The organism is Xenorhabdus ishibashii, assembly GCF_002632755.1.
GTDB lineage: Bacteria > Pseudomonadota > Gammaproteobacteria > Enterobacterales > Enterobacteriaceae > Xenorhabdus > Xenorhabdus ishibashii.
In genome coordinates this window covers 99681-114497 of sequence record NZ_NJAK01000002.1, presented here as the reverse complement: position 1 = coordinate 114497, position 14817 = coordinate 99681, and the positions used below count along the sequence as shown (strand labels likewise).

Below are 14817 nucleotides of genomic sequence, written 5' to 3'. Positions count from 1 at the left end.
ATGAGTGGATCATGAACGAAAATATAACTTTATTGCATGGTGGTTATCATAATCGGAATAACACTACGCGTATTACTGCCAAAGATAGAATACTGCCTTCTTTATTCGACAGACTCACCGATCATGAACCTGATAAAAAACAAGAAACAATCAACAATTACATGTTGTCACACACGGCCTTAAGACAGAATATCCTAAGGGATTTGCAATGGTTACTCAATAACATCAACAATGAATTCCTAGAAAATCTCACCCCATTTCCAGCAATTCGCCATTCTGTATATAACTTTGGTTTATCCTCCTTAGCAGGTGAATGTATATCTGAAATAGGATGGGAGAGTATCCAGAACAAGATCATTACAGCAATTCATATATTCGAGCCACGTATCATTCCCGATGGGCTGGAAGTCAGTTGTATATCCGATCCTCATACATTACCTCTGTACAACACTTTATCCATGGAAATAAAGGGATTGTTGTGGTGTGTTCCCTGGCCATTGGAATTCATGTTCCGTAGTGATATCGATCTTGAAAACGGTTATTTCACTATAAAAGAGGCTGGATAAATTCGAGAGAGAAGATATAGAAGCATGTAATAAATGCAGACCCAACCACTTAGCCGTCGTCATGAGTGAAGAGATATGGATAATAAACTACTTGAGTATTATAACCGTGAATTAGTGTATTTACGGGAAATGGGTAAAGAATTTGCCAAACTCTACCCTAAGGTTGCCAATCGTTTAGGTATGCATGGCATCGACATTGTTGATCCCTATGTTGAACGTCTGATGGAAGGTTTTGCTTTTCTGACCTCCCGCATTCAATTGAAAATGGATGCAGAATTCCCCCACTTTTCCGAGCAATTACTGGAGACACTGTACCCTAACTATTTATCTCCTACACCTTCAATGGCAATCGTCGAGCTCAAACCAGATACCAGCAAGGGAGATATTAGCCACGGGTTTTTAGTGCCACGAGGCACAATCATGCATTGCCAAACATTGAAAAAGGATGGGATCAATTTCCACTACACCACCACACAAGATGTTACCTTACAGCCTCTGCATCTAAAAAACGTTGAACTTGGCAGGATCCCCGCTAACCTTCCGCTCGTAGCACTGAACCTTCATCAATATGGCGCCGTCAGTGCACTGCGTATTCATCTTAGCTGTCAAGGAAAATTTTTCCTCAATGAACTGGATCTCAAGAAACTGGTATTCTTTCTTTCAGGGCCAGATATTCAATCCCAACGGTTGTTAGAACTGATTATGGAACATTCTGTTGGCATTGTATGCCAGACGCTTGGTGATGCTCCCCAATATCAGGTCTTGCCCGATATATCCCCGCATCATGAAGGATTTGATGATGAACAATCATTACTTCCCAATGATTCGCGTAATTTCAGTGGCTATCGGCAGCTCCAGGAATATTTTGCTTTTCCGGCACGCTTTCAATTCTTCAGTATCGGTAACATGGAATCTCTACTAAAACAGACAAAAGAAAAGAGTGAGTTTGAGTTGATACTGCTTTTGGATCAAACCGACTCCGAACTGGAACGTTTGGTGGGTGTTTCTTATCTGGCATTGAACAGTACACCGGTAATTAATTTATTCCCTAAAATCACGGAACGAGTTTCGATGGAAGAAAGTACCAGTGAATACCATTTAGTTGTCGATAACATTCGTCCTCTGGATTACGAAATTTTCTCGGTACAACGCCTGCACGGCGCAAACATCAAACGTAAAGAAACACAAGTATTCAGGCCATTTTGGTCTACTCTCAGTGACGACAAGGATAATTACGGCTCTTATTTTTCTGTGCGCCGTGAACCCCGTATTTTATCTGAACATACCCGTCACTATGGCACCCGAACCAGTTATATTGGAACAGAATCCTTTGTCTCTATTGTTGATGAACAGAACTCTCCGTGGCTCAATGAGCTAAAATTCCTGACCGCTGATGTCATGTGCACCAACCGCGACTTATCAGCGATGTTGCGCCAACAGGATCTCAACAGTTTTGTCATGTTAGATTCGGTTCCAATCAACCAAATTGTATTTCTCAAAAGACCTACCATTCCACGCCCTGCCTTAGCTCAAGGCTCAACCTCTTGGAAACTGATTAGCCAGCTTCAACTTAATTATCTGAACTTCATGGATAAAGATGACGAGCAAGGTACTCAGGCATTAAGGCAATTGCTAAGCTTATATGCCAACCTTGCAGAGCCATCCGTCGTCCGCCAGATTAATGGTATCCGTCACTGTTCATTAAAAACGATTTATCGGCGGGTTCCTGAGCCTGGCCCGATCGTCTTTGCCCGTGGTGTTAGCATTAGAATTGAAGTGAATGAACAAGAATTTGCAGGAACCAGCCCCTGGCTATTGGGTAGTGTGCTGGAAAAGCTCTTCTCACGACTGGTCACCATGAACTCCTTTACTGAAATGACGCTATATAGCCAGCAACGCGGCAATATCGGATTTTGGCCTGCCCGTATGGGCAGCAAGAATTTGCTATAACAGACAAGAAATGAATATGATGCAAAAAAATGTTATTTCTATTCATCAATTATGTCGTTTGCCGGATAATTTTTGGCAGCAACTCACCCAAACTCCCTGGCAATTCGATTTATTTCAAACCCTGCGCCGTATAGATGCCCAATCTGGGGCAAATTATATGCTAGGTTCTGCCCCATTGCCGAAATATGATCTACTGCGGTTAGGACAAAAAGCGTCCATGATTTTCGCTCCTTCTACTATTGCTGAAATCAAGCAACGAGAAAACTCGACGCTGTATGACATGCTCATTTACAGTTTTGGCTTGTTCGGTCCCAATGGCCCATTGCCACTACATATGACCGAATATGCCTATTCACGACAATATAATTATCAAGACCCAACCCTGAGTGCATTCGCTAACCTATTCCATCATAGATTAATACTGTTATTCTATCGAGCATGGGCCAATACTCGACCAACCGTATCGCTCGATCGTCAGGATAATCAACGCTTTTGCCATTATTTCTCCTGTCTGGTGGGTATGGGGTTGCCTGCTCAACAAAAATCAGACACCATCGACGATCACGCCCGTTATTTTTTATCTGGCCATTTATCCCGTCAAGGGCATAACGCAGAAGGATTAGAAAAAATACTTTCCAGTTACTTCCATGTGCCGCTAAAAATTGTGCAGAATATTCCTCAATGGCTAAAAATAGATGTGCAAGATCAGGCTCAATTAAAAGTGGGTCGCAATATGCCGCGTTTAGGTAAATCGGCTTTTTTAGGCATTGCACTCTACGATATCCAACATAAATTTCGCATTAAATTGGGTCCGCTAAAACTGGCTGAATACAAGATGTTCTTGCCGGAAGGAACCAAATCAAGGCAGTTGCGTGACTGGGTTTATCAATATTTGGGGATTGAATACGCATGGGATGTCCAGTTAATTCTCCACCAGTCAGATGTAAAAGGAATTTGTCTTTCTGAACCAATAAAATTAGGACTAAGCAGTTGGCTTGGAAAAATTGAGCTGGCTAAAAATAAACAACCAACCCATCGCGGGGATTTAATTTACAAACCGGAATGATCCCCCCCTCTCTTGCCTGCAAAACTCAATCACAGTCAACAATATTACGGATTATACGCTATGTCAGAAATCAGTCGTTCTGTGCTATTTGGCAAACTTAACCGCATCCTGTTCACTTCCTTAGAAAGTGCCACCACTTTTTGTAAACTACGTGGTAACCCTTATGTTGAGTTAGTTCATTGGCTGCACCAACTCATGCAGCAACAAAACAGTGATTTACAGCAAATTATTCGCCATTTTTCACTGGACGAGTCTGCGTTGACTAAAGACATTGTTACGGCGCTTGATCGCTTGCCACGCGGAGCCAGTGCCATCTCTGATCTTTCCGAACATATCGATAATGCCGTAGAACGCGCTTGGGTATATGGGTCGCTGAAATTTGGCGTCAATGAAATTCGCAGTGCCCATTTGCTGATAGGTATATTGAAAACCTTTAACTTACACAATGCACTGAAATCCATTTCTCTCCAGTTTGACCATGTGAATGCAAATACTCTACTCGACAATTTCAACGACATCTGCAACGGTAGCGATGAATCCCAATCAAATGCATCACAGGGAGCAACATTAGAGGGTGCAGCAAGTTCTTCTCTACAACAATCTTCCCTACAATCTTCTCTACAATCTCCTCTACAACAATATGGACAAGAACTGACTGCTCGCGCACGCAATGGTGAAATTGACCCTGTATCAGGGCGTGATGAAGAAATTCGTCAGATTATTGATATTCTGATGCGTCGCCGCCAAAACAATCCACTGTTGACTGGCGAGGCCGGTGTCGGTAAAACCGCTGTCATTGAAGGGCTGGCATTGAAGATTGTAGCGAAAGAAGTGCCCCCACCTTTGCTGGATGTCCAGCTTTGGTTGCTGGATATTGGTATGTTACAAGCTGGTGCAAGTGTCAAAGGCGAGTTTGAGTCACGTCTGCGTAAAGTCATCGATGAAGTACAATCTAGCCCGACGCCAATCATTTTGTTCATTGACGAAATTCATACCTTAATTGGGGCGGGCGGACAACAAGGAACCGGCGATGCTGCCAACCTGTTAAAACCGGCATTAGCACGCGGGCAATTACGAACTCTTGGTGCCACGACTTGGTCGGAATACAAAAAATATATCGAAAAAGATCCTGCCCTTACCCGCCGTTTTCAAGTGGTTCAAATTCATGAGCCCGATGAAAATAAGGCACTGCTCATGCTACGCAGTTTGGTCAAAGCTCTGGAACACCATCACCGTGTACTTTTGCTGGATGAGGCCGTTGAAGCTGCTGTACGCCTTTCACATCGCTATATTCCTGCCCGCCAGTTACCAGATAAAGCTGTGGCTCTACTGGATACTGCCTGTGCCAGAGTTGCAATCAGCCAATACGCAGAACCACCTCAACTGGAAAGTTATCGCCATCGCATAGATGCATTGCGGATTGAATTGGAGATTGCTGAACGGGAATTTAAAGTAGGCATCGGTGATAAACAACGCCCAGAAACTATTCTGGACGAATTATCTACGCTGGAAATCCAAAAAAACCAATTACAAGAACGTTGGGAACAAGAACTTTCCTTGAGCGATAGAATTATTTCTCTGCGAACGCAATTAAACGCAAACCACTACGACGACTTTGAAGTAAAACATGCCGAATTGTCAGAATTACAGCAACAATTGAAAACCTTACAAGGTGAAGAACCTCTTATTTTTGCTGCTGTAGACAGCAATATTATTTCTTCCGTTGTTTCAGATTGGACAGGAATTCCACTCAATCGTATGGTAAGAGACGAAATTGATGCCGTATTACAGTTGGCTGATACCCTTAGTCAACGTGTTATCGGTCAGTATCATGGATTAGAATTAATTGCAAAACGCATACGCACTTCACGCGCCAAACTGGATGATCCCAATAAACCTGTTGGCGTTTTCATGTTGTGTGGCCCATCCGGTGTAGGCAAAACGGAAACAGCTCTCGCCCTTGCCGAAACTTTATATGGCGGAGAACAAAACCTTATTACTATCAATATGAGCGAATTTCAGGAAGCACATACGGTATCAACGCTGAAAGGAGCGCCTCCTGGCTATGTGGGTTATGGTGAAGGTGGTGTACTGACGGAAGCTGTCCGACGCCGCCCTTACAGTGTGGTCTTGTTGGATGAAATAGAGAAAGCCCACCCTGATGTGCATGAAATTTTCTTTCAGGTCTTCGACAAGGGCTGGATGGAGGATGGCGAAGGGCGTCACATCGACTTTCGGAATACGATTATTATTCTGACATCCAATGTCGGGGCTGATTTAATCAGTTCATTATGTAGCCAGGACACCTTACCGGAACCAGAAGAACTCAGTACGGCATTGCGTAAACCATTATTAAATGTGTTTCCGGCCGCCCTATTGGGTCGATTACTGGTCATTCCTTACTCCCCATTAAGTAATGAAGTGATGATAAATATTGTGCATTTACAATTGGAGAGGATTAAAAAACGTCTGTTGGAAAACCACGGAATTACAGCAACATTCGATGATGTCATGATCGAGCATATCGTCAGTAGGTGTACAGAAATTGAGTCAGGTGGACGCATGGTTGATGCTATTCTGACAAATACCCTGCTACCACAAATCAGCCAACAACTGCTTTCCGCTAGTGCACATGATGTGCAATATCACCAGCTTCGGGTTTCTCTTGAGCAAGGTGAGTTTCAATGTCAATTCCTGGATTAAGCAGATAACAAGAGATTGCCCATTTGCAAAATTCTCACAAGACACATATCGTTGATTACATTGGTTTTACTCACCCTCTTCCGGTCGGATACTGCCTCAATGAATTTGAAATCGAAGAAGTCATTGGCAAAAGCCGCGGCAGTATTGTGTATCGTGTTTGGGATCACCATCTCAAGCAATCTATCGCTATTAAAGAATATACGCCTCACTTTTTTGCTATACGCCGTCAAGATATGAAACTCAACTTACGAGGAAAAAAGTTAGAAAAACGATTTTATTCTGGATTGCAAAACTTTATCCGTGAAGCCCATTTGATGTCCTGTTTCGAACATCCCTGTCTCCCCCGCTTTCTTCGCTTTTGGCAACAAAACTGCACAGCATATATAGCCACTTCCTTTTATAAAGGGATGACATTAAATAAATTGAGGATAAAACATCCACACTTGATCAATGAAAATTGGCTTCGTCAGATACTGTTTCCCTTGTTGAATGCACTTGATACGCTCCATCAAAGAAATTATTTACATTGCGACATTTCCTTGGATAATATTTTTATCCAAAAAAATCAGTCACCTATATTGCTGGATTTAGGCTCTACCCACCAAACAACAACATGCTTGTCTGATGATACAGAAATAACCATCCGATCTGGCTTTACCCCCGTTGAACAATACACTGCCAATGAAGAGAGCCAGCAAGGACCCTGGACAGATCTTTATGCGTTGGGGGCAGTACTCTATACCTTGATTGTGGGTAAATCACCTCCGGTTAGCATTGTGCGCAATCTTGAAGATAATTATCAGCCTCTGATAAAACTCCGCCCAGAAGGATATTCCTTACCATTTCTGCATGCCATTGACTCCGCCCTGGCAATAACCCCCTCAAAACGACCACTGTCTATATCCGAATTCATTGCTATTTTTTCAGCAAATTTATAAATTCACATTATCCCATGAATCATCAATCAATGATGTCAACACATGATCTTGCCAAACTCCGTCAATCATTAAATAGTTCCTTGCATAACCTTCTCGTTCAAAACCTAACTTCTTAAGTAAATTTCCACTGCGACGATTATGCGGCATGTAATTAGCCATAATCCGGTGCATTTTTTGGTGACGTTGCATATAACGGATTATCGGTTGCAAGGCTTCATGCATTAACCCTTGCCCTTGCCATTTTTCACCTAAAGAATAACCAAGGTAACAGGAATAAAATGCTCCCCGTACAACATTGGTGAAATTAGCGATCCCCATCACTTCATTTTCATTAGGATCCAGTAACAAGAAATTAAATGCCGATCCCTGCCGTTGTAATTCCGCTATATAATTCAGCCTATTTGCCCATCCAGAAGGTTGATAAAAACTACCATCTCTTGTCGGCTCCCATGGTTTAAGAAAATCTTTATTTTCTGAATAATATTCAGCCAGCCTGTAAGTATCCCGTTCATACACCACACGAACAATCATTCTATTTGTAATAAAGCGAATCCTGGGAGATGTAGAACGATAACCAAACATGTTTTCTCCTGATATTTACTTTGTAAAATCTATTAAGTAATTTAGCGCTTACGGCATTTTTAATCACCATCTGACGATAAAAAAATATCATCTATACCCCTCTACCTTAATACACAAATTAAGTCCAAAATAACAACGTATTCATATTTGTCTTTTCATATTTCAATGGTGCAAAATGTCATTAGTTTCACAAGCGCGTAGCTTGGGTAAATATTTTCTTTTATTTGATAATCTGTTAGTTGTTTTAGGATTTTTCGTTGTTTTTCCCCTAATTTCTATTCGTTTCGTCGAACAACTTGGCTGGGCTGCTGTTATTGTCGGTTTTGCACTAGGTTTGCGTCAACTGGTACAACAAGGGCTGGGTATCTTTGGTGGTGCTATAGCGGATAGGTTCGGTGCCAAGCCCATGATTGTAACGGGTATGTTACTGCGGGCTATGGGTTTTGCCTTGATGGCTATGGCATTTGAACCCTGGGTTTTACTCCTTTCCTGCATTTTATCTGGATTAGGCGGGACATTGTTCGATCCTCCAAGGGCTGCATTGGTCATAAAATTAACCCGCCCTCATGAACGTAACCGTTTCTATTCACTTTTATTGATGCAAGATAGCGCGGGTGCCGTCATTGGTGCGCTGGTAGGAAGCTGGTTGCTGCAATATAATTTCAATATTGTCTGCTGGATTGGCGCAACCATTTTTGTACTAGCCGCTCTATTTAACGCTTTGTTTCTGCCAGCATACCGTATCTCAACAGTTCGTACACCAATCAAGGAAGGTATGAAGCGTGTGATTAAAGATCGGCGGTTTTTTTATTACGTGCTGACATTAGCCGGTTATTTTGTCCTATCAGTACAAGTGATGTTGATGTTTCCGATCATAATCCATGAAATTTCCGGTACAGCTACCGCCGTTAAATGGATGTATGCCATTGAAGCCGCAATCTCCCTGACACTGCTCTATCCTATCGCCCGCTGGAGTGAGAAATATTTTCGGCAGGAGCAACGCTTGATGGCAGGTTTGTTTTTAATGAGTCTTTGCATGTTCCCAATAGGTTGGGTCAATCAACTACATCTCATATTTGGCCTGATTTGTCTGTTCTATCTGGGTCTGGTAACCGCAGAGCCGGCACGTGAAACATTGAGTGCTTCACTGGCTGATCCACGGGCACGCGGTAGTTACATGGGATTCAGTCGCCTGGGGCTGGCATTAGGAGGCGCATTGGGCTATACCGGCGGCGGGTGGCTCTATGATGCAGGCCATGCCTTGGACATACCGCAATTACCGTGGCTCCTGCTAGGATTGGTGGGCTTAATTACCATTTATGCCCTGCACCATCAATTCAACCAGAAGAAAATTGAACCTATCATTATTAACAAGCATTAATCATATAATGAGCTAATTAAGTAATAATTAGTGTAAGATCTGCTCATTGAAAACAAAAGGAGATGACAATGAGAAAATTTTTCTTAGGGGCAATTTTGCTACTGGCAGGATTAATCAGCGGCTGTGATCAATTCAAGGAAATCAGCATTAACGAAGGGTTGCTGAATGATTATCTATTAAAAAAAGTTCATTATCAAAAGCAAATTAGCCTGCCCGCAGCGACCAAAGCCAATATCACACTGGAAGATTTGACCAGTCAGATTGGCCGCCAAGATCCAGAAAAAATTGAATTATCGACACTGGCAAAAGTGCAATTAGTGACCTTGCTGGGAACGGTTCATGCTGATATGAAACTAACTATTAGAGCTAAACCGATATTTGATGCGGAAAAAGGCGCTATTTTCATTAAAGGTTTGGAAATCGTAGACTACCAAACCACACCAGAAAAAGTTGCCTCGCCAATTAAAACGTTGCTCCCTTATTTGAATGTGTCTTTAAGTGAGTTTTTTGATGCACATCCGGTTTATGTTTTAAATCCAGAAAAAAGCAAGTCTGAAGCCACTGCTTTAAAATTGGCCAAAGGCTTGAAAATTCAACCTGGCAAATTGATTATTGATTTGGTTGATAAATAATTTTCATTATCGATAAAATAGTAAAGGCGGGTTATTAAATAACCCGCCTTTACTTATTATCGCTATTTACCGATTAGCTCATCTATATGAGTTGTCACTCTACTTCCAGCTCTTCACGTAACGCTTGCAATGCCTCTCGAGTAATCATCGCCAACGTCCGATAAAAACCGCTGGTCGCATGGGCTTCAACTTTACCAAGAAATTGCCCACACCAAGGCAGCAAATATTCATCAAACAACTTAATCTGGGCCTGGACTTCATCCTCTGCGGCCTGATCTTCCAACCATGATGCAGCCAACAATAAGGAGCCAAATTGATCGGCAGGGATATCAGTCAAAGGCATGCCTCGCTCCACCAAAAACTGGCGTACTTCACTTTCATCCTTATCAGTATAGTCAGAGCGGCAGACTGCAACGCCCGCAGATGATCCAGTAAATAAGGCATGATAATCGGCTTCAATCACCGATAACTCACTGCTTTTCTGTAATCTATCCAATAACTCATCCTGATCCAAAGGCCACAATGGTTTCAATTTTCCCTCAGTAATCATGGTAATTACAGGTTGCAAAACAGGATCTTGTGGTGCTCGGTTAAACAATATTCCCAATATGCGGCAGACAATAGAAAATTCGTTCATGATTTAATACATCTCCAATAACTTATCTAAATAATAAATATCTGTTATTGTCCCTAATCGTCTGCCTTGCTGTAAAGTGACTTGTTAATAACCAAGGGTCATATCAACAAGGCCAATGGGTGATTCACCTTTTTCCATTCGTCGAATATTGTCACAAATCATTTCCATAGCTTCATCAGGAATAGTCTTAGCCGCGATATGTGGAGTGATATTAATGCGTGGATGAGTCCAGAAGGGATGTAAATTTGATAGTGGCTCTTCAACAAATACATCAAGGGTCGCACCAGCCACATAACCTTTATCAATGGCTGTCAGCAAATCTTGTTCTACCAATTGAGCGCCTCGTGCAATATTGATCACATATGAGCCAGATTTTAACTGCTTGAATAATGAAAGATCTAAAATACCACGAGTTTCTGGTGTATCTGGCAGGATATTAATCAATACCTTACATTCGGAAAGAAAATCACCTAACTGCTCTTTCCCATAAAAATTCTCGATATGATCAATTTGTTTTGGCGTTCGGCTCCAACAACGAACGTTGAAATCAAATTCTTTCAATTTTTCAATAACGCTACACCCCAGAACGCCTGCCCCCAAGACGCCAATGACAAACTCTTTTCGATTATGGGCTGGCATAGGGTTCCAAAAACGCTGTGCTTGATATTGTTTATATTCATCCATCCGACGGAAATAGTATAAAACTGAAGAAACCGCATACTCCTGCATTTGCCGTGCCATGCCCGTATCTTCAAGACGTATTAGCGGTATTTCCTTAGGCAATGTCCCCGGATTTTCTAATTCTTGTTGAAGGATGGCATCCACCCCAGCCCCAAGTGAAAATATCCCTTTGATATCCTGACGGTTAGCTAACATTTCATAGGGCGGTAACCAAACTAAAGCATAATCAGCAGGGGCGTTATCACCACTAACCCATTGCCGGACGTTAGCCTCAGGTAATCTAGCTTGTATTCCCTGAATCCATTTATCGCAATTAAAATTAGGAGAAGAGTGAAAGAAAATGATGTTCATAAAATCTCATTCCTTTTTGTTTTTCTAATAGGGTTAACTTATTGCTGAAAGGTTGCAAGCCTCCAATTAAGAAGACGGGAATGAAAATATTGATAATGTTATCTGGTTAACAAATTTGCCATGAACCGTTGCAACAAAAAAGCATTTTTATTCCCATAATTGGCTACCAGCCACACAAATTGTTTTTTATTTATCTAATCGGTAAAAAAGCCTGAAAAAAATCATCATAAGCCTGTTGACGCCTGCCCTGCTTTTCCCTATAGTAGCGCCCCGTTGCAGTGACGAACTCAAGAGAAATCACTGCAATATAAAATATGGTGAGGTGTCCGAGAGGCTGAAGGAGCACGCCTGGAAAGTGTGTATACGTGAAAACGTATCGAGGGTTCGAATCCCTCCCTCACCGCCATTTTCTACAAAAAAGCCTGAACAGAATGCCAAGGCTTTTTTAATAACTAGAAACTTAACCATAATGGGTTAGGTTAATATTGCAGTAACGCATTCTTATTGAATGTGAATGCAACGAAAAAAATTCGGTGAGGTGTCCGAGAGGCTGAAGGAGCACGCCTGGAAAGTGTGTATACGTGAAAACGTATCGAGGGTTCGAATCCCTCCCTCACCGCCATTTTCTACAAAAAAGCCTGAACATTTGTTCAGGCTTTTTTCGTCACTATAGCCAATAAAATTACCTATACCATCAGCATAATTTTTGCTCTAATAAAAGCCAAACTTTCTCACGTAGGTCACGGGCAATACTCATTTTATCTTCAACACTACGAGAATAGAAAGAAAACATAAAACAATTTCACCTTATGCCTTTTTACTAGGGCGTGTTGATGTTTTGTGAGGGATTATTAAACAGCATGATGATTTGGTATAATTACTTTCGCCAAAAAACAACCAGACCTCACCATCATGCCGCGAACTATGTTAACAGATCTCCAATGGAATAAGCTATCTGCGTTAATGCAACATGCGGGTTGGATTTATCACAAACCTGAACACCGTTTGACCGTTGAAGGCATTCTTTACCGAATGAGAACGAGCGTTCCCTGGCGCGATTTACCGCCAGAATTCGGCAAATGGAATAGTGTCTTTCAACGTTTCAATGCGTGGTCAAAGAAAGGGGTTTTACAGCTCATTTTCAAGTGGTTATCTGGGTTTGCTGATAGGGAATGGTTGTTTATTGATGGGAGTATCGTCCGTGCTCATCAGCACAGTGCCGGAGCGGCTTCAGATGATGATGAGGCGATTGGCAAAAGTTGTGGTGGACGTTCAACCAAAATTCATTTGGCCGTCGATAGTTATGGCTTGCCTGTTCATTTTGAATTGTCCGGGGGACAAGTGCATGACATTGTTCATGCTGAAAGTTTAGTCGAACAATCGCCCCCTTCGGACTTTGTGATAGCTGACAAAGGGTACGACAGTCAGGCTTTCAGAAATCATATTGAACAGCAAGGAGCAACGCCGATTATTCCCTACCGGAAAAATAGCCGAAAATCGGATAAACAGATTGATAAATGTTTATATCGTTATCGTCATTTGGTGGAGAATGCGTTCGCTAGGGTTAAACATTTTCGTGCAATAGCAACAAGATACGATAAGCTTGAACGGAATTACGCCAGTATATTGGCTCTGGCGTTTATCATTGTCTGGTTGCCCATGTGGGTTGAATGAATTATGACCTTAAAACATCAACAGACCCTATTATAGTGAATAAATAAATTAAGCGTTCCACCCCAAAAGACACCATCCGATAAGCCACATATAAAGCCAAACAGTAAATTAAAATTAAAAGAATATAACAAATTAGAGTTAATACTCATCATGGCAGAAATAATAAATTTCACTATAAAAACAGTGAGGATCAAAATCAAAGTCAAAGGGGTTCCTGAACGAATGATTGAACCATTTTCATTACCCCTTCTTAATCTTGGTTGACTACGCCATAAGCCCCATCCGATAACCCCACCCACAACAATGCCTACAATAAGCGCCAGAAATGCCGAATTTGGAAATGTTGTTTCATTTAATACGCTGTAAACAGCCAATATTAAAAATAAAACTGGCATAAAGAACAGTCGATCAATGCGCATTTCCCTATCATATAGCGCATTGATACCCCGTTTAATCAGAAAAACAAACAAAATCCAAACCCAGATAGGAGTACCTTTAATAATGGCTAAAATTGACATATTACTCACCTTTCTTACATTGAGCATTAAACCCTTTACATTTTAAATAAAATAGTCCATTCTTCATATTTATTCATCATTAAACTGTCAATTCTTAATATAATATAGACAAAGTCGTCATGTCAGCATCAGTTACTAATAACATGCAGAATTAAAAGTAACAGATGAAAATAATACCAAAAATAAACCAATTGCACTCTAATTTACATTACAAGTAACCTTATGAAAAATAAAAAACACTCAATAACAATCTCCCATTTTTAACCATAATATAAGAGATAAGCAGTGACATTTTTAGGAATAGTGAATAGTAAAGAATATAAGACATGGAAGCACCCCACACCTTTTCTCCCTTGCTTTCATTTTTATGAAATTCATGAATCAGAATCTATAAAAGTACCAGCAAAAGAAATAACCCAGGCTGTAAAAAATTTTGAAATGTCCGATGACTTATTTATTAAAACTTTGTCAAAAATTAGAAATGCGCCAACTTATTTACTTAATAAATTAGGAAGAAAAAATAACGACCAAGAATTTGGCTTAAAAACCTTTACCCCACTTAATGAAAATAGCCATGAAATATCAATGGGATTAACTGGCAGATTTTGGCAAAAGGATTTAGGTATCATACATCAACCTGATCTAGAATCATTTATTAACTTTGATGATCATAAATCAGCCAAATTGGTGCTACGCTTTTTAGTCAGGGAACATCTTAATGGCTATCATTCACTAGTGACCGAAACATTCATTTTTTGTCCCAATGATAATGTCAAGAAAAAATTCACTTTCTACTGGTTTATAATTAGGCCAGCCAGTGGGTTTATCCGAAAAAGAGCACTATCTGTAATAATTAACAAGTTAAAAAATAAGTTTTAATTATAAATAAGCAGAAAAATCATATTTATATTCAAGTAACAACCTTGAAACCATAAAAATCGAAAGATATTCAAAAATAAACATGCCTGAGACTTCTTGTCCAGGAAATGTAATCACAGCTCTCAGGCATGGACTCACTTTACATCAAAGAGACGACCCACTATTCGTAGCCTAATTTCAGTTGAAGAACACTGGATACTGAAAGAAAACGGCAAGTCCTAGCCAACGACATAAACTGAAAAAACTAATAGGAATGGTG

General features: G+C 40.9%; 13 protein-coding genes and 2 tRNA genes. 11 read left to right on the top strand and 4 right to left on the bottom strand.

The genetic code is table 11. The features are described from left to right. Positions 1 to 11: 11 nt before the first annotated feature. The 5 genes from Xish_RS16175 to Xish_RS16155 all read left to right on the top strand — a co-directional run bounded on the left by Xish_RS16175 (position 12) and on the right by Xish_RS16155 (position 7223). Positions 12 to 566 (top strand): type VI secretion system baseplate subunit TssE, encoded by a 555-nt coding sequence (locus Xish_RS16175; protein WP_099119124.1) that lies wholly within the window; start codon positions 12 to 14, stop codon positions 564 to 566. Between the two features lie 75 nt (positions 567 to 641). Further along, on the top strand, positions 642 to 2516 hold the full coding sequence (gene tssF / locus Xish_RS16170) for a type VI secretion system baseplate subunit TssF (protein WP_099118857.1): 1875 nt from the start codon (positions 642 to 644) through the stop codon (positions 2514 to 2516). Positions 2517 to 2526: 10 nt separating this feature from the next. After that, positions 2527 to 3582: a type VI secretion system baseplate subunit TssG gene (tssG, locus tag Xish_RS16165; RefSeq protein WP_425275041.1), complete on the top strand. Its 1056-nt coding sequence runs from the start codon at positions 2527 to 2529 to the stop codon at positions 3580 to 3582. 60 nt (positions 3583 to 3642) lie between these two features. Then, on the top strand, positions 3643 to 6285 hold the full coding sequence (tssH, locus tag Xish_RS16160; RefSeq protein ID WP_099118855.1) for a type VI secretion system ATPase TssH: 2643 nt from the start codon (positions 3643 to 3645) through the stop codon (positions 6283 to 6285). Positions 6286 to 6308: 23 nt separating this feature from the next. Beyond that, positions 6309 to 7223 carry a serine/threonine protein kinase gene (locus Xish_RS16155; protein WP_167383294.1) on the top strand — a complete coding sequence of 305 codons (915 nt, stop codon included), beginning with the start codon at positions 6309 to 6311 and terminating at the stop codon, positions 7221 to 7223. On the opposite strand, the gene rimJ is transcribed toward Xish_RS16155, so the two are convergent. Continuing rightward, positions 7218 to 7805: a ribosomal protein S5-alanine N-acetyltransferase gene (gene rimJ / locus Xish_RS16150; protein WP_099118853.1), complete on the bottom strand. Its 588-nt coding sequence runs from the start codon at positions 7803 to 7805 to the stop codon at positions 7218 to 7220. The genes Xish_RS16155 and rimJ overlap by 6 nt on opposite strands. Positions 7806 to 7980: 175 nt before the next feature. Between rimJ and mdtH the strand changes: the two genes are divergently transcribed. Continuing rightward, positions 7981 to 9186, top strand: a complete 1206-nt coding sequence (mdtH, locus tag Xish_RS16145; RefSeq protein ID WP_099118852.1) for a multidrug efflux MFS transporter MdtH — start codon at positions 7981 to 7983, stop codon at positions 9184 to 9186. Positions 9187 to 9254: 68 nt separating this feature from the next. Beyond that, positions 9255 to 9818 carry a lipoprotein gene (locus Xish_RS16140; protein ID WP_099118851.1) on the top strand — a complete coding sequence of 188 codons (564 nt, stop codon included), beginning with the start codon at positions 9255 to 9257 and terminating at the stop codon, positions 9816 to 9818. 94 nt (positions 9819 to 9912) lie between these two features. Here the strand turns inward: Xish_RS16140 and Xish_RS16135 are convergent, their stop codons facing one another. Beyond that, entirely contained in the window at positions 9913 to 10455 is a 543-nt protein-coding gene (locus Xish_RS16135) for a TorD/DmsD family molecular chaperone (protein WP_099118850.1), read from the bottom strand. A gap of 84 nt (positions 10456 to 10539) precedes the next feature. Beyond that, positions 10540 to 11487, bottom strand: coding sequence for a glyoxylate/hydroxypyruvate reductase GhrA (ghrA, locus tag Xish_RS16130; RefSeq protein WP_099118849.1), 948 nt, complete (start codon positions 11485 to 11487; stop codon positions 10540 to 10542). A 316-nt stretch (positions 11488 to 11803) separates the two neighbouring features. On the opposite strand from ghrA, the gene Xish_RS16125 reads away from it, so the two are divergent. The 3 genes from Xish_RS16125 (at position 11804) to Xish_RS16115 (ending at position 13161) form a co-directional block, all read left to right on the top strand. Further along, positions 11804 to 11893: transfer RNA gene (locus Xish_RS16125), tRNA-Ser, on the top strand. A 126-nt stretch (positions 11894 to 12019) separates the two neighbouring features. Beyond that, positions 12020 to 12109, top strand: a tRNA-Ser gene (locus tag Xish_RS16120). A gap of 290 nt (positions 12110 to 12399) precedes the next feature. After that, a complete protein-coding gene (locus Xish_RS16115; protein WP_099116796.1) occupies positions 12400 to 13161 on the top strand; it encodes an IS5 family transposase in 762 nt (253 codons plus the stop codon). A 17-nt stretch (positions 13162 to 13178) separates the two neighbouring features. On the opposite strand, the gene Xish_RS16110 is transcribed toward Xish_RS16115, so the two are convergent. Beyond that, positions 13179 to 13679, bottom strand: coding sequence for a DUF6622 family protein (locus tag Xish_RS16110; RefSeq protein WP_099118848.1), 501 nt, complete (start codon positions 13677 to 13679; stop codon positions 13179 to 13181). Between the two features lie 303 nt (positions 13680 to 13982). On the opposite strand from Xish_RS16110, the gene Xish_RS16105 reads away from it, so the two are divergent. After that, the gene (locus Xish_RS16105; protein WP_141553997.1) at positions 13983 to 14558 is read left to right on the top strand and encodes a hypothetical protein; all 576 of its coding nucleotides are present in this window, start codon (positions 13983 to 13985) and stop codon (positions 14556 to 14558) included. Positions 14559 to 14817: the final 259 nt, after the last annotated feature.